The 15,111-nt window shown below is 41.2% G+C and carries 13 protein-coding genes; 9 read left to right on the forward strand and 4 right to left on the reverse strand.

Annotated elements, in window-relative coordinates; translation table 11 throughout:
• Positions 1-20 precede the first annotated feature (20 nt).
• Genes bamC through purL form a run of 3 tightly spaced genes read left to right on the forward strand, consistent with a single transcriptional unit; the run spans position 21 to position 5,264 of the window.
• Positions 21-629: an outer membrane protein assembly factor BamC gene (gene bamC / locus KUG63_RS05085; RefSeq protein ID WP_020933026.1), complete on the forward strand. Its 609-nt coding sequence runs from the start codon at positions 21-23 to the stop codon at positions 627-629.
• Positions 626-1,414: an MBL fold metallo-hydrolase gene (locus KUG63_RS05090; RefSeq protein WP_081651250.1), complete on the forward strand. Its 789-nt coding sequence runs from the start codon at positions 626-628 to the stop codon at positions 1,412-1,414. The genes bamC and KUG63_RS05090 overlap by 4 nt, the downstream gene beginning before the upstream one ends.
• Positions 1,407-5,264 (forward strand): phosphoribosylformylglycinamidine synthase, encoded by a 3,858-nt coding sequence (gene purL / locus KUG63_RS05095; protein ID WP_287554295.1) that lies wholly within the window; start codon positions 1,407-1,409, stop codon positions 5,262-5,264. The genes KUG63_RS05090 and purL overlap by 8 nt, the downstream gene beginning before the upstream one ends.
• 16 nt (positions 5,265-5,280) lie before the next feature.
• Here purL and KUG63_RS05100 read toward each other — a convergent pair whose 3' ends face one another.
• From KUG63_RS05100 to greB, 4 genes are all read right to left on the reverse strand, one after another.
• On the reverse strand, positions 5,281-5,487 hold the full coding sequence (locus KUG63_RS05100; RefSeq protein ID WP_015005253.1) for an SHOCT domain-containing protein: 207 nt from the start codon (positions 5,485-5,487) through the stop codon (positions 5,281-5,283).
• Positions 5,488-5,702: 215 nt separating this feature from the next.
• Entirely contained in the window at positions 5,703-6,686 is a 984-nt protein-coding gene (locus tag KUG63_RS05105) for a diguanylate cyclase (RefSeq protein WP_015005255.1), read from the reverse strand.
• A 69-nt stretch (positions 6,687-6,755) separates the two neighbouring features.
• The gene (locus tag KUG63_RS05110; RefSeq protein WP_016389880.1) at positions 6,756-7,238 is read right to left on the reverse strand and encodes a YchJ family protein; all 483 of its coding nucleotides are present in this window, start codon (positions 7,236-7,238) and stop codon (positions 6,756-6,758) included.
• Entirely contained in the window at positions 7,231-7,725 is a 495-nt protein-coding gene (gene greB / locus KUG63_RS05115; RefSeq protein WP_015005257.1) for a transcription elongation factor GreB, read from the reverse strand. The genes KUG63_RS05110 and greB overlap by 8 nt, the downstream gene beginning before the upstream one ends.
• Positions 7,726-7,773: 48 nt before the next feature.
• On the opposite strand from greB, the gene KUG63_RS05120 reads away from it, so the two are divergent.
• The 6 genes from KUG63_RS05120 to KUG63_RS05145 all read left to right on the forward strand — a co-directional run bounded on the left by KUG63_RS05120 (position 7,774) and on the right by KUG63_RS05145 (position 15,007).
• Positions 7,774-8,250: a luciferase family protein gene (locus KUG63_RS05120; protein ID WP_015005258.1), complete on the forward strand. Its 477-nt coding sequence runs from the start codon at positions 7,774-7,776 to the stop codon at positions 8,248-8,250.
• Positions 8,247-9,575 (forward strand): MFS transporter, encoded by a 1,329-nt coding sequence (locus tag KUG63_RS05125; RefSeq protein WP_287554298.1) that lies wholly within the window; start codon positions 8,247-8,249, stop codon positions 9,573-9,575. Before KUG63_RS05120 ends, KUG63_RS05125 begins: the two co-directional genes overlap by 4 nt.
• A 58-nt stretch (positions 9,576-9,633) precedes the next feature.
• Positions 9,634-10,071 carry an Hsp20/alpha crystallin family protein gene (locus KUG63_RS05130; RefSeq protein ID WP_015005260.1) on the forward strand — a complete coding sequence of 146 codons (438 nt, stop codon included), beginning with the start codon at positions 9,634-9,636 and terminating at the stop codon, positions 10,069-10,071.
• A 108-nt stretch (positions 10,072-10,179) separates the two neighbouring features.
• On the forward strand, positions 10,180-11,148 hold the full coding sequence (gene msrP, locus KUG63_RS05135) for a protein-methionine-sulfoxide reductase catalytic subunit MsrP (RefSeq protein ID WP_016389879.1): 969 nt from the start codon (positions 10,180-10,182) through the stop codon (positions 11,146-11,148).
• Positions 11,149-11,164: 16 nt separating this feature from the next.
• The gene (locus tag KUG63_RS05140) at positions 11,165-11,773 is read left to right on the forward strand and encodes a sulfite oxidase heme-binding subunit YedZ (RefSeq protein ID WP_015005262.1); all 609 of its coding nucleotides are present in this window, start codon (positions 11,165-11,167) and stop codon (positions 11,771-11,773) included.
• 474 nt (positions 11,774-12,247) lie between these two features.
• The gene (locus tag KUG63_RS05145; protein WP_287554299.1) at positions 12,248-15,007 is read left to right on the forward strand and encodes an ATP-binding protein; all 2,760 of its coding nucleotides are present in this window, start codon (positions 12,248-12,250) and stop codon (positions 15,005-15,007) included.
• Positions 15,008-15,111 lie beyond the last annotated feature (104 nt).

A 15,111-nucleotide genomic window follows, 5' to 3' on the forward strand; every position in this document is an offset into this window, starting at 1 on the left:
AAATAATGAAGATAAACGTAATGGTTAAATTGATTTTAATAGCAATGTTAATGGCTGTTTTAAGTGCATGCGGCATGATGCCTTCAGTCGATGAAGTGTTTGTTGATCAACGAGAAGCGTATAAGCGAGCGCACGAACTGCCTTCGCTTGAAGTGCCGCCTGACTTATCGGGCAGCGTGATTAAGGATGAATATGATGGTGGTGTAAACAATAATAATGTTAGTCCCTCAGCGTATAGCAATGTTGTTCAAACAACGCCGCTAAACGAGAGTCAACCCAGCGCTGAATTAATACAAGATGGGGTGGATAGTCATTTACTTGTGCGCGATAGTTTACGAAATGCTTGGCGTAAAACGATCTCTGCGTTAGAAGAGAAAAACTACGACATAGAAGACAAGAATCGCCAAACGAGTTTGGTCTATTTGAATATTGCAAAAAATAGTGGTTCGAGCAGTATGTTGTCTAGTCTTTCTTTTTGGAAGAAAGCAGAGACTGATGTGTATGTGGTTGAGTTACAACGAGCCGAAAATGGCATCACAGTGCGTGTTTTAGATGAAGAAAAAAATCGTATTGATAACGCTACCTCTCAAACACTATTGACTGATTTATTAGCCCAGTTAGCACCGTGAGGTTTGCCTCCCTAGGCAGCGGCAGCCGAGGGAATTCAACGCTCGTCCAGTTTGACGAGACCTTGTTGATGATTGATAACGGGTTTTCTATCAAGGAAACTGATAAAAGGATGCAACGCTTAGGCGTTGCTGGTAGTGATGTTAGCGCTATTCTTGTAACGCATGAACACGGCGATCACGTGGGTGGTGTTGCTCGATACGCTCGTCGTTACAATATCCCTGTTTGGGCCAGTTATGGCACCGCGGCGATGATGAAAAATTTTGACTCAGTACAGTGCTTTAATAGTCATAAACCCTTTGAATTAGGGGATATTTCAGTCGAACCTATTTTAGTGCCGCACGATGCACGCGAGCCGACACAATTTGTTTTTAAATCGAATCATTTGAAACTCGGTGTTATGACCGATACGGGGTCGATAACCCAGCATATGGTTGATGTGTTGAATGACTGCGACGCCTTGATACTTGAATGTAATTATGACCGAGAGATGCTGTTGAATGGTGTCTACCCAGAGTCGCTAAAACAACGGGTGATGGGTGATTGGGGGCATTTGGATAATCAACAAGCGATTGAATTATTACAGCACCTGAATACAGCGACATTACAACATTTAGTACTGGCTCACGTCAGTGAAAAGAACAATAGCCATGATCTCGTTTTAGATAGCGTGAGCAAGGCGATACAATGCGACCGAGCTTGGTTAGAAGTGATTGATCAAGAGATGGGTATGGCTTGGCGCAACCTAACAACAAACATTAAAAGTAACGAGACTCTACATGCTTGAACTTATTGGCAGCACAGCACTATCTGCTTTTCGTAAACAACGACTCTTAACAAAAATCAGACAATCTGTTCCACACATCACTGATATTAGTGCGGAATTTATTCATTTTGTTGATATTGAACAGACACTATCGAATAGTGAGCTAGAAACGTTAACGCGTGTTTTAACATACGGACCCAAGAGTGACGGGGTTGAACACGTGGGTGAACGTTTATTAGTTGTGCCACGCGCGAATACGTTATCACCATGGTCTAGTAAGGCCACCGATATTGCACAACATTGTGGATTGGATCAAGTCAAGAGACTTGAGCGAGGTGTTGCGTATTATGTGCAAGGTGACCTTAACGAGCAGCAACTCGCTCAAGTCGCTGAGCAACTTCATGACAGGATGACAGAGCGGGTTTTAAAACAAGGGGAGCGGGCAGATGATATGTTTGCTCATGCAGAACCCGGCACCTTGGCATCGGTTGATATCTTGTCAGAAGGTAAGCAGGCCTTAGTAGCGGCTAACAAAACAATGGGGTTGGCTTTATCAAGCGATGAAATTGATTATTTGGTTGACAATTTCACGGCCCTAGGTCGAAACCCTAATGACATTGAATTGATGATGTTTGCTCAGGCAAACTCGGAGCACTGTCGACATAAAATTTTCAATGCAGATTGGACGATAGATGGTGATGAACAAGAAGAAACCTTGTTCGGTATGATAAAAAATACGGCCAAGCACAGCCCAAAAGGCATTATTTCTAAATACAGCGATAATGCTGCAGTAGCAGAGGGTAGTGACGCAGATGTGATGATTCGTGACCCTGAAAGTCGTTCATATCAGTTTGTTGAAGAGCATGTGCCGTATCTCATGAAAGTAGAAACGCATAATCACCCAACAGCCATTTCGCCTTACCCTGGTGCGGCAACAGGTTCTGGCGGTGAAATTCGTGACGAAGGGGCGACTGGGCGAGGCTCACGCACTAAAGCGGGTCTAACGGGTTTTACCGTATCACACCTAAATATTCCTGAGTTTTCACAACCATGGGAGCAAAGCATTGGCAAGCCAGAGAGGATTGCTTCAGCGCTTGATATTATGTTGGAAGGCCCACTCGGCGGGGCGGCGTTTAATAATGAATTTGGACGTCCAAATTTAACCGGTTATTTCCGTACCTTTGAACAAAATGTGCCAAATGAAAACAGCCTAAAAGCGCGTGGTTATCACAAACCAATTATGCTTGCAGGTGGTGTTGGTTCAGTCCGTCCGATGCATGCTTTAAAGCAAAAAATAGAACCGGGCTCACCGATTATAGTATTGGGTGGTCCATCGATGTTGATTGGTTTGGGAGGCGGTGCGGCGTCATCACAAACCTCCAGCGAAGGTTCTGAGGCCTTAGACTTTGCATCCGTGCAACGAGAAAACCCAGAAATGCAGCGCCGTTGCCAAGAGGTGATAGAAGCGTGTAATGCGATGGGCGAAAAAACCCCCATTATTTCTATTCATGATGTAGGTGCGGGCGGTTTATCTAACGCGGTACCAGAAATCATTCATGATTGTGATTTGGGTGGTCGCTTTGAATTGCGTGATATCTTATGTGCAGATAGCAGTTTATCGCCGATGCAAATTTGGTGTAATGAATCACAAGAACGTTATGTTATTGCGCTAAAGGCAGATCGGTTAGAAGAATTTAAAGCATTATGTGCACGAGAACGTTGTTTGTACGCGCACATTGGTGAAGCAACTCAAGAAGAGCAATTAGTTCTTAATGATCGCTTGTTTAATAACCGAGCAATTGATTTGCCGATGTCATTATTATTTGGCAAACCGCCCAAAATGGAACGCTCGGTTGAGCATATTCAATGTAATGTGCCGGCTTATGATGCAAGCACAATTGACCTAAAAACGGCGGCATATCAAGTTTTACGCTTTCCGGCGGTTGCTGATAAATCATTCCTTATTCATATTGGAGACCGTTCAGTAACGGGGCTGGTTGCGCGTGATCAAATGGTCGGGCCGTGGCAAATTCCAGTGGCTGATGTGGCGGTCACAACGAGTGGATTTAATCATTACACGGGCGAAGCTATGGCGTTAGGCGAACGAACTCCGTTGGCCGTTATCGATGGGCCTGCATCGGGGCGCATGGCCATTGGTGAAGCCTTAACTAACCTTGCAGCCTCAAATATTCGTGGTTTAGATGAAGTTTGTTTGTCAGCCAATTGGATGGCTGCTTGTGGTGAAGCAGGTGAAGATGCAGCATTATTTGATACGGTAAAAAGCGTTGGTATGGAACTGTGCCCAGCCTTGGGTTTAGCCATTCCAGTGGGTAAAGATTCAATGTCGATGAAAATGGCATGGAAAGAAGATGCGGCAGAAAAAGTCGTCAGCTCACCACTATCGTTAATTATTACGGCTTTTTCACCAGTAAACGATGTACGTAAAACACTGACCCCTGAGTTAAAAACAGATATTGATAACAGTTTAATTTTGATTGATTTGGGTGCAGGTAAAAACCGTATGGGTGGCTCGGTGTTAGCGCAAACCCAGCAGATGATGGGTGAATCGGTGCCCGATTTAGATGATGCTAAAGCATTTAAAGCCTTCTTCAATACGGTTCAGCAACTTAATGAAAAGGGTCAGCTGATGGCCTACCATGATCGTTCGGATGGTGGTGTATGGGCAACCTTATGTGAAATGACATTTGCTGGTCGCTGTGGGGTTATTATTGATATTGAAGGCGATCTACTTAGCAGCCTGTTTAATGAAGAGCTTGGCGCTGTTATTCAAGTATCCAAAACAGATGAAGCTTCAGTAATAGACGCCTTTAATAAACAAGGATTGGCAGATTGCGTCAGTGTTATTGGTACGGCGTATACGTTTCAACGTATCATTGTTACGCAAAACGGGGAGACCGTTTTTGAAGAGTCGCGGGCGAAGTTGCAACAGGCATGGTCAGAAACATCCTATAAACTTCAGGCATTAAGGGATAACCCAAGCTGTGCTCAACAAGAGTTTGAGCGAATTACCAATAATGCGGATAAGGGCTTATTTAGTGAATTAAGTTTTGATCCAAGAGAAAACATCGTTGCCGAGTTAACAGCAACTAAGGCTCGACCAAAAGTGGCTATACTACGAGAACAAGGCGTGAATGGTCATGTTGAAATGGCGGCTGCCTTTGATAAAGCTGGTTTTGAATCTGTTGATGTTCACATGAGTGAATTGATTTTGGGTCAACGTGACCTTGCAGAGTTTGTAGGGTTGGCAGCGTGTGGTGGGTTTTCTTATGGTGATGTTTTAGGTGCTGGTGAAGGCTGGGCTAAATCTATTTTATTTAACGAGCATGCACGTCAAACCTTCAGTGACTTCTTTAACCGTAGCGATACGTTTGGCTTAGGTGTGTGTAATGGCTGTCAAATGTTGTCGAATTTGCGTGAATTGATTCCTGGTGCGCAAGCATGGCCACATTTTGTTAGAAATGAGTCTGAGCAATTTGAAGCGCGAGTAGCGATGGTAGAAATTCAACCATCACCTTCTGTTTTATTATCGGGTATGGAAGGTTCACAAGTGCCTGTAGCCGTGGCGCATGGTGAAGGTCGGGTAGAATATACTAAGGCTGATGAGCAAGGCCATGTGGCGTTGCGTTACATTGATCATGATGGTGACGTGACAGAGCAGTTTCCCTTTAACCCAAATGGGTCAGTGCAAGGCATTACCGGGCTAACAACAGATGATGGCCGTTTTACAATTATGATGCCGCATCCAGAACGTTGCTTTAGAACGGTACAAAATAGCTGGTCACCAGAAGAGTGGGGTGAGGATGGCGCGTGGTTAAGAATGTTTAGAAATGCGAGAAAGTGGGTAGGGTAAAAACCGCTTTAAACGCTCATAATTCATTCATTCGCCGTTGATGTTCTTCTGCAGTTATTTCACCTTCAGCTAGCCGCTTGTCGAGTGATTTAATCATCACATCACGTGGGGCGGGGCTTTTTTTGCCTTTCTTGCTGGCCCATTGAATAGCTAAAAATATACCGCCAATGGCGCTACCCCAAAAGGCCAGCATAGCCCATAAGCCAAAGTCGTCAGCATTCATTGTTAGTCAGTTTCATTATTAATGGGTTTAGGGGCGAGTGATAGTTAGCTGATAAAAGGGCTAAGCGTTTGATGCTCAGAGAATGCTGTATAACATAACGTTTAATTGCGGTTTCAGTTTTAAAGTTTTCTTTTGTTTGCGCTGTTTCAACATAGCGTAAGGAGTATAAAACGATGTGTTTAATCATAGCGACGTAGAGTAATGAAGTGAGTTGCTTATTTGGCAATAACAACTTGATTTTTACCATTTTCTTTAGCTTGATACATAGCCTTGTCTGCTCGTTTAATAAAACTGTTAGCGCCCTCTTTTGTTAGGTAGGTAGCAACGCCTGCACTTACCGTGATGTTAACGGTTTTGCCTTCGTCAGTTACAAAGTTTTTCTGTGCTAGCTGGGTGCGAATTTTTTTAACGGCAATCGCTGCTTTATTTGCAATAACAAAGGGGAATAAAATAACAAACTCCTCACCACCATAACGAAAGGCTACATCGACGTGACGAATGTTTTCTTTGATGATGTCTGCAAAGCCTGTTAGCACAGTATTGCCAAACTGGTGACCATAGGTATCATTAACCTGTTTGAAGTCGTCTAAATCTAACATGCAGATGGATAAAACCTGTCGATACCTATCGCAACGACTGACCTCGCTGTTAAATTCTGAAAAGAAATGTCGTGCGTTATACAGTTGAGTTAAATCGTCCAGCGTGCTGAGTTCTCGGTATTTTTGTTGGTTATCGAAAAGTCTTTTTTCACTGTGTTTTTGCTCACTAATATTAATCAGTGTTTCAACGGCTCCAATAATATCGTGGTTGGCATTTAATATGGGCGCCGCAGAAAAAAGTAACCATTCACCGGAGCCTATGGTTGGAAAAAAATCTTCAGCTTCAAAAGCATTGTCTAACACGTTAGACCGATGATATTTATTGGTATAGAAACGCTCAACGGACTCATCCTTTGCGCCTTCAATAATAAGGTCTGACAATGTTGGCCGAGGGTTTGGGTAAAACGGTTTCCATTGTTTTTTAGTGCCAATCATATCGACAGCTAGAAAGCCGGTGGCTTTCTCAAGTGCTTTATTCCAGTGTGTTATTTCGTGCTGGGTGTTAATGGCAAAAGTGGGAATAGTAATACTATCGAGCAGATGGAACGTAAATAAGTTCTCATGGCTCGTTGTTAAGCCTTTGTCAGGATGAGTACTCATTATTCATGGTAGTAAACATATATGCTGATTATGCGCTGATTGACTGAAGAATCAAGAGAAATGAATTTTTTATAATGCGTGACAGTGTTTAAATTTTTTGCCACTTTGACACCAACATAGATCATTTCTTTTTAGCTTAAGGTTGGTGCGGTAAATGTTGGGCTCTCCATCAAGGTAATACCACTGGTCTTGTTCTCTAATAAATCGTGACTTTTCGCGTAACTCAAAAAATTCATTGTTTTCGTTAAAAAAAGCAGAAAATTCAACTTGGCCCGTTTGGTGTTGCTTATCACCGTGTTTTACTTGATGGATGATTAACTTAATCCAATGGCTTGTTTCTTGGCTGTTTTGTAAGCTTGTTAATTCATTGGCTTCGCGTTGGCTTGGATGATGCGTATTGACTAAATATGGGTGTTCGTTGAAATAGAAAGCAGTAAACCTTGAACGCATCAATTGTTCAGCTGTTTCAGGCATTAATGATGCGGTTATAAAAAGTGCGCAGCACTGTGAGTACAATCGACCCGAACCGCAAGGGCATAAAGAATTATTCATAATCGATGCTAGTAATCATGTAGGTTATTTTGCCAGCAGGTGTGGTAACGGTCACTTCATCATCGAGTTGTTTCTTGAATAAAGCCTTGGCAACTGGGGAGTCCATACTGATGTAGTGGGGTTGGTGATCCAGTTCGTCTGGGCCTACAATGCGATAAGTTTTTTCTTCGCCATCAAGGTCTTCTAGGGTAACAATACTGGAAAAAAATACGCTGTCTAAGTTGCTTGGTTTTTCATGAATAACGTTAAGAATGGGCAGGCGTTTTTGTAAATATCGGATACGTCGGTCGATTTCACGCAGTTCTTTTTTGCGGTAAATATATTCAGCATTTTCAGAGCGATCACCCTCGGCGGCTGCGGCTGATAAAGCTGCGACAACGCTGCGACGCTTTAGCCACAAATCCTTTTCTTCGGCTTGTAAGCGTTCAAAGCCTTTTTTGGTAATATAGGCAGATTTCGGTGGTGAAGGAGGTCGATAACGACTCATATATTAGTGTAAGCTAGTTAGTTTTTGAATTAGATTATAAGGCAAAATATGTTGCAGATATCAACCCGTGAGGGCGAACGCCCTGAAACGACTAATACTAATCCGCATGAGCAATTAACGCAAAACCCAAGTGTTGAATGCCATCAATTATTTAAAGAGAAATTATTTCATTTTGATAAGGTGAGTCGTCGTCCGAGTATTATTTCTGTGCCCGGTGCTGAAGCGCTATGGCTAGAAGAAGGTGAGCCATGTAATTGTACGAATGGGTTTATGATCGAGCGAGAATTTGCACATATTCATCCGGCGTATGATGGTAGTCTACATATGGCGCTATCCGAAGAAGATTTTAAAACAGTGATTGATAAACAATGGGGTGAACGACACCCATTAGCAGGTAAGGGGCCTATTCCAGAAACCATAGCGCTCGTTTATGCGCCAAGAGATATAGAAGAAATAGATACCGTCATGAAGATCGTAAATGCGTCATTGAAGAACGCTAAAACAACAAAGGGGACAGCATTATGAATCAAAAACCATTAGATATGAGCGCTATTATCGAAGAAAACCCGCTAGGTAAATTTCAGCAATTAGTGATGCTTTTTTGTGCCTTGATCATTATTTTTGATGGTTTTGACGTGTTAGCCATCGCGTTTGCTGCGCCAGACCTTAGTAAGGCGTTAGAGATAGCTAACAGCGACTTGGGTTATGTCTTTGCGGCAGGGTTGTTCGGTATGATGTTGGGGGCATTAATATTAGGCCCGGTTGGCGATAAGTTTGGCCGTCGTAATGCGGTTATTTCCAGCGTTTGTATGTTTGGTTTGTGTACCTTGTTGACGGGTTTTATAGAAACCTATAACGAACTTGTATTGTTGCGTTTCCTCACCGGTCTTGGACTTGGTGGTGCTTTGCCAAATGCTATGGCATTGATGACTGAATATGTATCAACACGGTATAGAAACATTGCCATAGCAGTGATATTTCTGGGCATGCCGATTGGTGGTATAAGCGGCGGAATAATTGCTTCAGAAATTATTCCGGCTTATGGTTGGGCGTCATTGTTCTACGTAGGTGGAGTTTTGCCCCTGCTATTGGTTCCCGTGTTAATTCTATATTTACCTGAGTCACCTCGGTTTTTAGTGGAGCATGATAACGATAATGATAAGTTGCTTTGTAAGATTGCCCAAAAAATAGAGAGTAGGCGAGAGGTTCCATCTAACAGCGTGTTTTATCATCACCCAGTGGAAAAGCACTTTCCTGTTAAGGCGTTATTTATGGAAAGAAGGCAGGCAGACACCTTGTTAATATGGGTGGTCTTTTTCTTTAATTTACTGGTGGCTTATTTCCTATATAGCTGGATTCCAACGCTACTGGTTGAGGCGGGCTATCAGCTAAGTGAAGCTACAAAAACAGTCATTGTTTTAAATATTGGCGGTGCCATCTCGCCTTTTATTTTAGCTAAATTTATATCTTACTGGGGCACTAAGAGGGTCTTGGTGGTTTGTTTTGTATTGGCTGGGTTCAGTATGATGGCTGTAGGCCAATTTGGTTCATCGATTAATATGGTGATGATTTTGTCCTTCTTTGCTGGCTTTTTTGTTGTGGGTGGGCAGGTCAGTTTGAATGCACTGAGCAGTTATATGTACCCAACACATATTCGTTCTACTGGGGTAGGTTGGGCCTTAGGCATTGGACGGATCGGGTCTATTGTCGGTCCGTTATTAGCGGGTGCTTTAGTCGCCGCATCGTTTGGTTTAGATGTGAACTTTATTGTGTTTGGTTCGTTCTGTTTTGTCACGGCAACAGCACTTTTCTTTATTAAAAACCACGAAAAAGTGCAAGATAAGGCTTGAAAAAATGTTCATGCCTCCCTATTTAAATACTGTAAACAACTTAAATAGGAGAATTGATATGGCAATTGCAAGATATGAACCATGGAACCTTTTAGGGCGTTATGGAAACGATTTAAGTCGCAGGTTTTCAGATGATGAAGACAGTGTTTCTTCAACATCAACTTGGACACCAGCAGTGGATATTAAAGAAGAAGATGATCGCTTTGTTCTTCACGCTGATGTGCCGGGTGTAGACCCACACGAGATTGATGTGACAATGGAGGACGGCATTTTAACTGTACGAGGTGAACGTTCTAGTGAATCAAAAGAAGAGAAAGATGGCTATAAACGTGTAGAGCGTTTCAATGGTACTTTTTATCGACGTTTTGTATTACCCGATACAACCGATGAAAATAAAGTGAGCGCAAATTATGAAAAAGGTGTTCTTGAATTAATAATTCCAAAGAAGCCGGCGGTATTGCCAAAACGTATAAAGGTTAATGATAAAGATAATTAAATGACATAGTCTTATGTTAACAACGGGGCCTAGGCCCCGTTTTTTTTGTCTGAAAGGTTTTACGGTACGATAGGGTCTATAGTGTTGAGGTATAAGAAAAGGATTCTCATGGGTATTAAAAAATTGACATCTCTTACCGATAATGATGTTACACCGAAGGCTGATTTTGATAAAAGTCGTGCACTCATATCCGCTTCTCGACGTCAATTTCTAACGCGTAGTTCAGGATTTATGGTAGCGGGTGCTTTAGCGCCTGATGCCTTATGGGCTGGTAATAAAATTGAAAATTATGTGACTAGCCAGTTTTCATTGAAAGAAAAACTAACACCTTATGAATATGTGACCGGCTACAATAATTTTTATGAATTTGGGACAGCAAAGAGCGACCCAGCATTAAGAGCACATCTATTGAAAACAAAACCTTGGAGCTTAACAATTGAAGGCGAGGTGGCTAAACCAGGAGTTTACAATTTAGAAGATATTCTTAAGCAGCAACAACTCGAAGAGCGTATTTATCGCCTACGATGTGTAGAGGCATGGTCAATGGTGGTGCCATGGATTGGCTTTTCATTAGCTGAATTGATTAGGCAGATGGAACCCACGTCAAAAGCGAAATATGTTGAATTTACAACGCTGTATGATCCTAAGCAAATGCCAGGGCAAAAAAGCCGTATTCTAAAATGGCCATATGTAGAAGGGTTACGAATGGACGAAGCAATGAACCCGCTTTCACTGATGGCCACCGGTTTGTATGGTGAAGAAATGCCCAATCAAAACGGTGCACCGTTGCGCTTAATAGTGCCTTGGAAATATGGTTTTAAGAGTATTAAATCGATCGTCAAAATTAAATTTACAGAACAGATGCCCAAAACATCATGGAATGAATCAGCAAAACATGAATACGGCTTTTACGCTAATGTTAACCCGGATGTTCCTCATCCAAGATGGAGTCAACGTAGAGAAAGGGTGATTGGCGCGTCATTGTTTACGCCCAAGCGTGATACCGAACTATTCAATGGTTATGGTGAGCACGTGGCTTATTTGTATAAAGGGATGAACCTTCGCCAGTTTTTTTAAAAAAACTATAATTAAAATGCTAAGAAAGAAAGCTTCAAAACAGCAGATAAGGCTATTAAAAACGATAGTTTTTAATACCTGCTTAATTCCATTTTTATTGATTATATGGGATGGGTTTAATGATTTATTAGGCGCTGATCCAATCAAGACCTTGCATGTTAGAACAGGAGATTGGGCGTTAAGGTTTTTATTAATTACCTTGCTAATGTCACCACTACAACGGGCATTTAACGTTTCTTTGCCAATACGTTTTCGACGAATGTTTGGTTTATTTGCGTTCTTTTATGCCAGTTTGCACCTGGCTGTTTGGCTGGTTTTAGATCAATCATTAAGGGTTGAGCATATGCTAGAGGATATACCAGAAAGCCCGTACATTATGCTGGGCTTGTTGGCCTACTTAATGCTAATACCACTTGCGATAACCTCCACCAAAGGCATGATGCGTCGGTTGGGTAAGCGCTGGGTTGAGTTACATAGAAGCCTTTATTTGATAGCGGTAATGGGTGTTGTACATTTCTTTTGGTTAACAAAACTAGATGATACAGAACCATTTATTTACGCTGTCTTGTTAGCAGTCTTATTATTATTTCGTTACTTAACGAATAAAAAAATTAATAAGCTTTAAGCGGCAATAGCTTCGTAGAGATTACTGACTTTAGCATTAAGGTGCTTGGGTACTTTGTGGTATTAAAAACGTCGTTTATTTATTTTAGGCACTTTAATTTGTATAGAAGGTTGCAATATTTGTGGGCATAACGCTTTATGCTTGGGTAATAAAAAGACATGTATTGATACGGTTTTCTGTCTATGATTTATCTGGAGGCGCCTCGATAATCAGTTTACGTAGAGCTAGATTAGCGTTATCTTGAAAATGGCCAATTCATCTAATCAAGTCGCTGGCGAGTATTCAAATTCATGGTTAAACAATAAATTTAAACGGTGTAATAAAACTAAAATATTTTTTTGATTAATTAGTATTCAAAATTCAGCATCGTTCAAGAAGGGGTCTCAAATTAAAAAAAAGAACTTGAAAAAACCAATCATCAAGTCGCTGAGCTTTAGTCTTAATGCGAAAGTCATGTTTAGTGTGGCGGCTTTGATGAGCCTTTCCTTGTTATTAATGGGGGGGAGTATTTATTTTAGTAGTATGCATTTAGCGGAAAAACAAGCCCTTGGTTTATTGTTGGAGCAACAAGAGGACTATTCAGATGAAATTACAAGCGTATTAAAAAATTCGAAATCAAATTTATTAACGTTTGCCGAAATACCTGCCGTTGAAGCTACTTTAAGAACAAATCAAGACGGTGGTATTGAACCTGTATCAACGGAAGGAGCAAAGGTTTGCGCGAGTGGGTTAAATCAAGTGGTTCGGGCTTTTCTTGCGAATTATCCTAATTACCTTAGTCTTGCGTTGTTAAATGCTGAAGGGAAGGTGTTGGCGGGTGCGCTGCACTTAGCGGCTGATCAAGAAGTTATGAGGTTAGCTGATAAGGCTGTTTATTATTCAGATATTAAGCATCAACAGGTCGATGGCTTGCCTATATTAACGGTATCAACACCTATTTATATCAATGGGCAAGTGGAGGGTGTCGCCGTGGCAGAAATTTCAGCTTTGCCGTTGCTTAATTCTGCGATTGAAAAAAGAAAGGGAATTGATACTTATATTATTGATAATAAAGGTAAGTTTTGGGTTGGGCCTAATGAAAGTACTGATTTTGGTGCTTACTTTTTAGCCAATGAACGACAACAAAACGAGTATGTTCTCATCAACGATAAAAGGAACAGTGTCTTAGCTGTCCACAAAATTTTATTTGATGAACAAAATCCTCAACGCTATTGGGGGGTCATTCATGAATTGCCTAAAAGTGTTGTTTTTAAGCACCTAGATCAAGCACGCGACTCGATGATTATTACCGGCTTAATGATTGTATTGCTGGCCGTTTTTTTTGCATCAATGCTTGTATCAAGAATTATTATTAATCCTATTGTTCGATTGGTAGAGGGCTGTCGTGCTGTAGGCGATAGGAACTTTTCAGTTCGGCTTGATGAAACAAGCGTTGATGATGAGTTTAAGGAATTATTTCAGGCATTTAATGAATATACCGAGCAGTCTGAGGTAATACTAAAAGAAATGAAGAAGCAGGCCGATTCCAGCGCCAAGTCGTTAGAAAATGTTGTTGTTCATATGGAAGACGCGTTAATAATGATGGATGAGTTTGGAACGATTAAGTCTTGTAACCCAGCGGTGATTGATTTGTTTGGCTATGACGAAAAGGAGATGGTCGGTAACAATATCAATCTGTTGATACCAGAGCTGTTTAAGGAAGAGCATGAGAAATCTGATGCTGATTATAAGGGCACAGGCGCGTCAAAAGGAATAGAACATAATGGGGAAGTGGTTGGCCGACGAAAAAGTGGTTCAGTTTTCCCGATGGGCTTATCTATAAACGAGTATAGGGTTAATGAAGAACAGCATTTTATAGGTATCTTTCGTGACATAACGGTTAGGAAAGCGATGGAGCTGGAAATTCAGCAGACCGATGAACGTTTAAAGAAGCAATATAATAGCTATTTATCACTCAGTGATTTTGTTAGAAGGGCTTCGACCAATTTTGAGGAAGCATGTAATAAAATTTTACAAGAGTGTGCTGAAGTACTTCAGGCAGATTGGGTGGGGCTTTGGTTATTTAATAATAAGAGGGATGCGCTGTTATGTCAGAATTATTACAGCGGCAGAGAAAAATCGTATTTTACATTACCCTCATTGTTGGTGTCAGAGCATGAATATTATTTTTCTGAACTCTTAATGGAAGGCGGGTTGCTGTCTAATGAGACAACACCCTTATTATCTCATTTTCCTGAGCAAGCTCATTCTCCAGTATCTACCCTCCAGCTCCCTGTTACAAAATATAAAAGCATCGCAGGGGTGTTTAATGTTGTGAACCAAGATGAAGCACGAGTATTAAGGTCTGATGAAGCGCAATATGTTAAGTCACTATCAATGTTAGTGGAGGTCTTGCTTGAAGAAGAGAGTAGAAGGCGTGTTCAAGAGCAATTAAAAGAGACAAATAAAGAACTAGCATTGGCGAGTCAGATGAAATCGCAATTTTTGTCAAATATGAGCCATGAGCTAAGAACACCTTTGAATGCTATTATCGGTTTTTCAGAGCTCTTAAAAGGTGGTGTGCTTGGCCCATTAACGGAGGAACAGAGCCAATATTCAAAAGAAATATTTGATAGTGGTTCGCACCTATTGGACTTAATAAACGGTATTTTAGATTTATCAAAAATAGAAGCTGGGAAAGAGCAATTGGCATTAGATGAAGTCTCTATTCAGTCATTATTGCAGAGCACTGTTTATATGCTCAGGGATAAAGCGAATGCGCGTGGTATTAGTATTACAGAGGAAGTAGAGGAAAAAGTGACGGTTTGTTTGTTGGACGAGCGGAAAACAAAGCAAATTGTAATTAATCTTTTGTCCAATGCCGTTAAGTTTACTCCAAAAGGTGACTCCATTGTTATATCGGCAACAATAGATAAGGTGCTTCATCCTGATTTTAGATTAGACGATAGCGAGTTGGCTCAGTGCGAAACTCCTTATTTAAAGTTATCTGTTAGTGATACAGGAATTGGTATATCTGAAGAGAATATTGGTAAGTTATTTCGCCGGTTCGAACAGATTGATGGCTCCTTAGCAAGGGAGTTTGAGGGAACGGGGCTAGGACTAAGTTTGGTCAAAGCAATGACTGAGCTTCATGGTGGTTTTGTCACGGTTGTATCAACACTTGGCGAAGGTTCTACCTTTAGCGTTTATTTACCATACAAAAAAGTAGACTTAGAGACTGATTATTTAGTTTAGATTGTCGGTTATTTGTTGATGTTACTGAACTTAGTTAACGCGTTTTTGAGTGATGGACGTATTGATAAAAATTGATTTGCAAGAGCTATTTAGCAATTGAGAGC

Origin of the sequence: Cycloclasticus sp. (genome assembly GCF_019090545.1) — a bacterium.
Lineage (GTDB): Bacteria > Pseudomonadota > Gammaproteobacteria > Methylococcales > Cycloclasticaceae > Cycloclasticus > Cycloclasticus pugetii.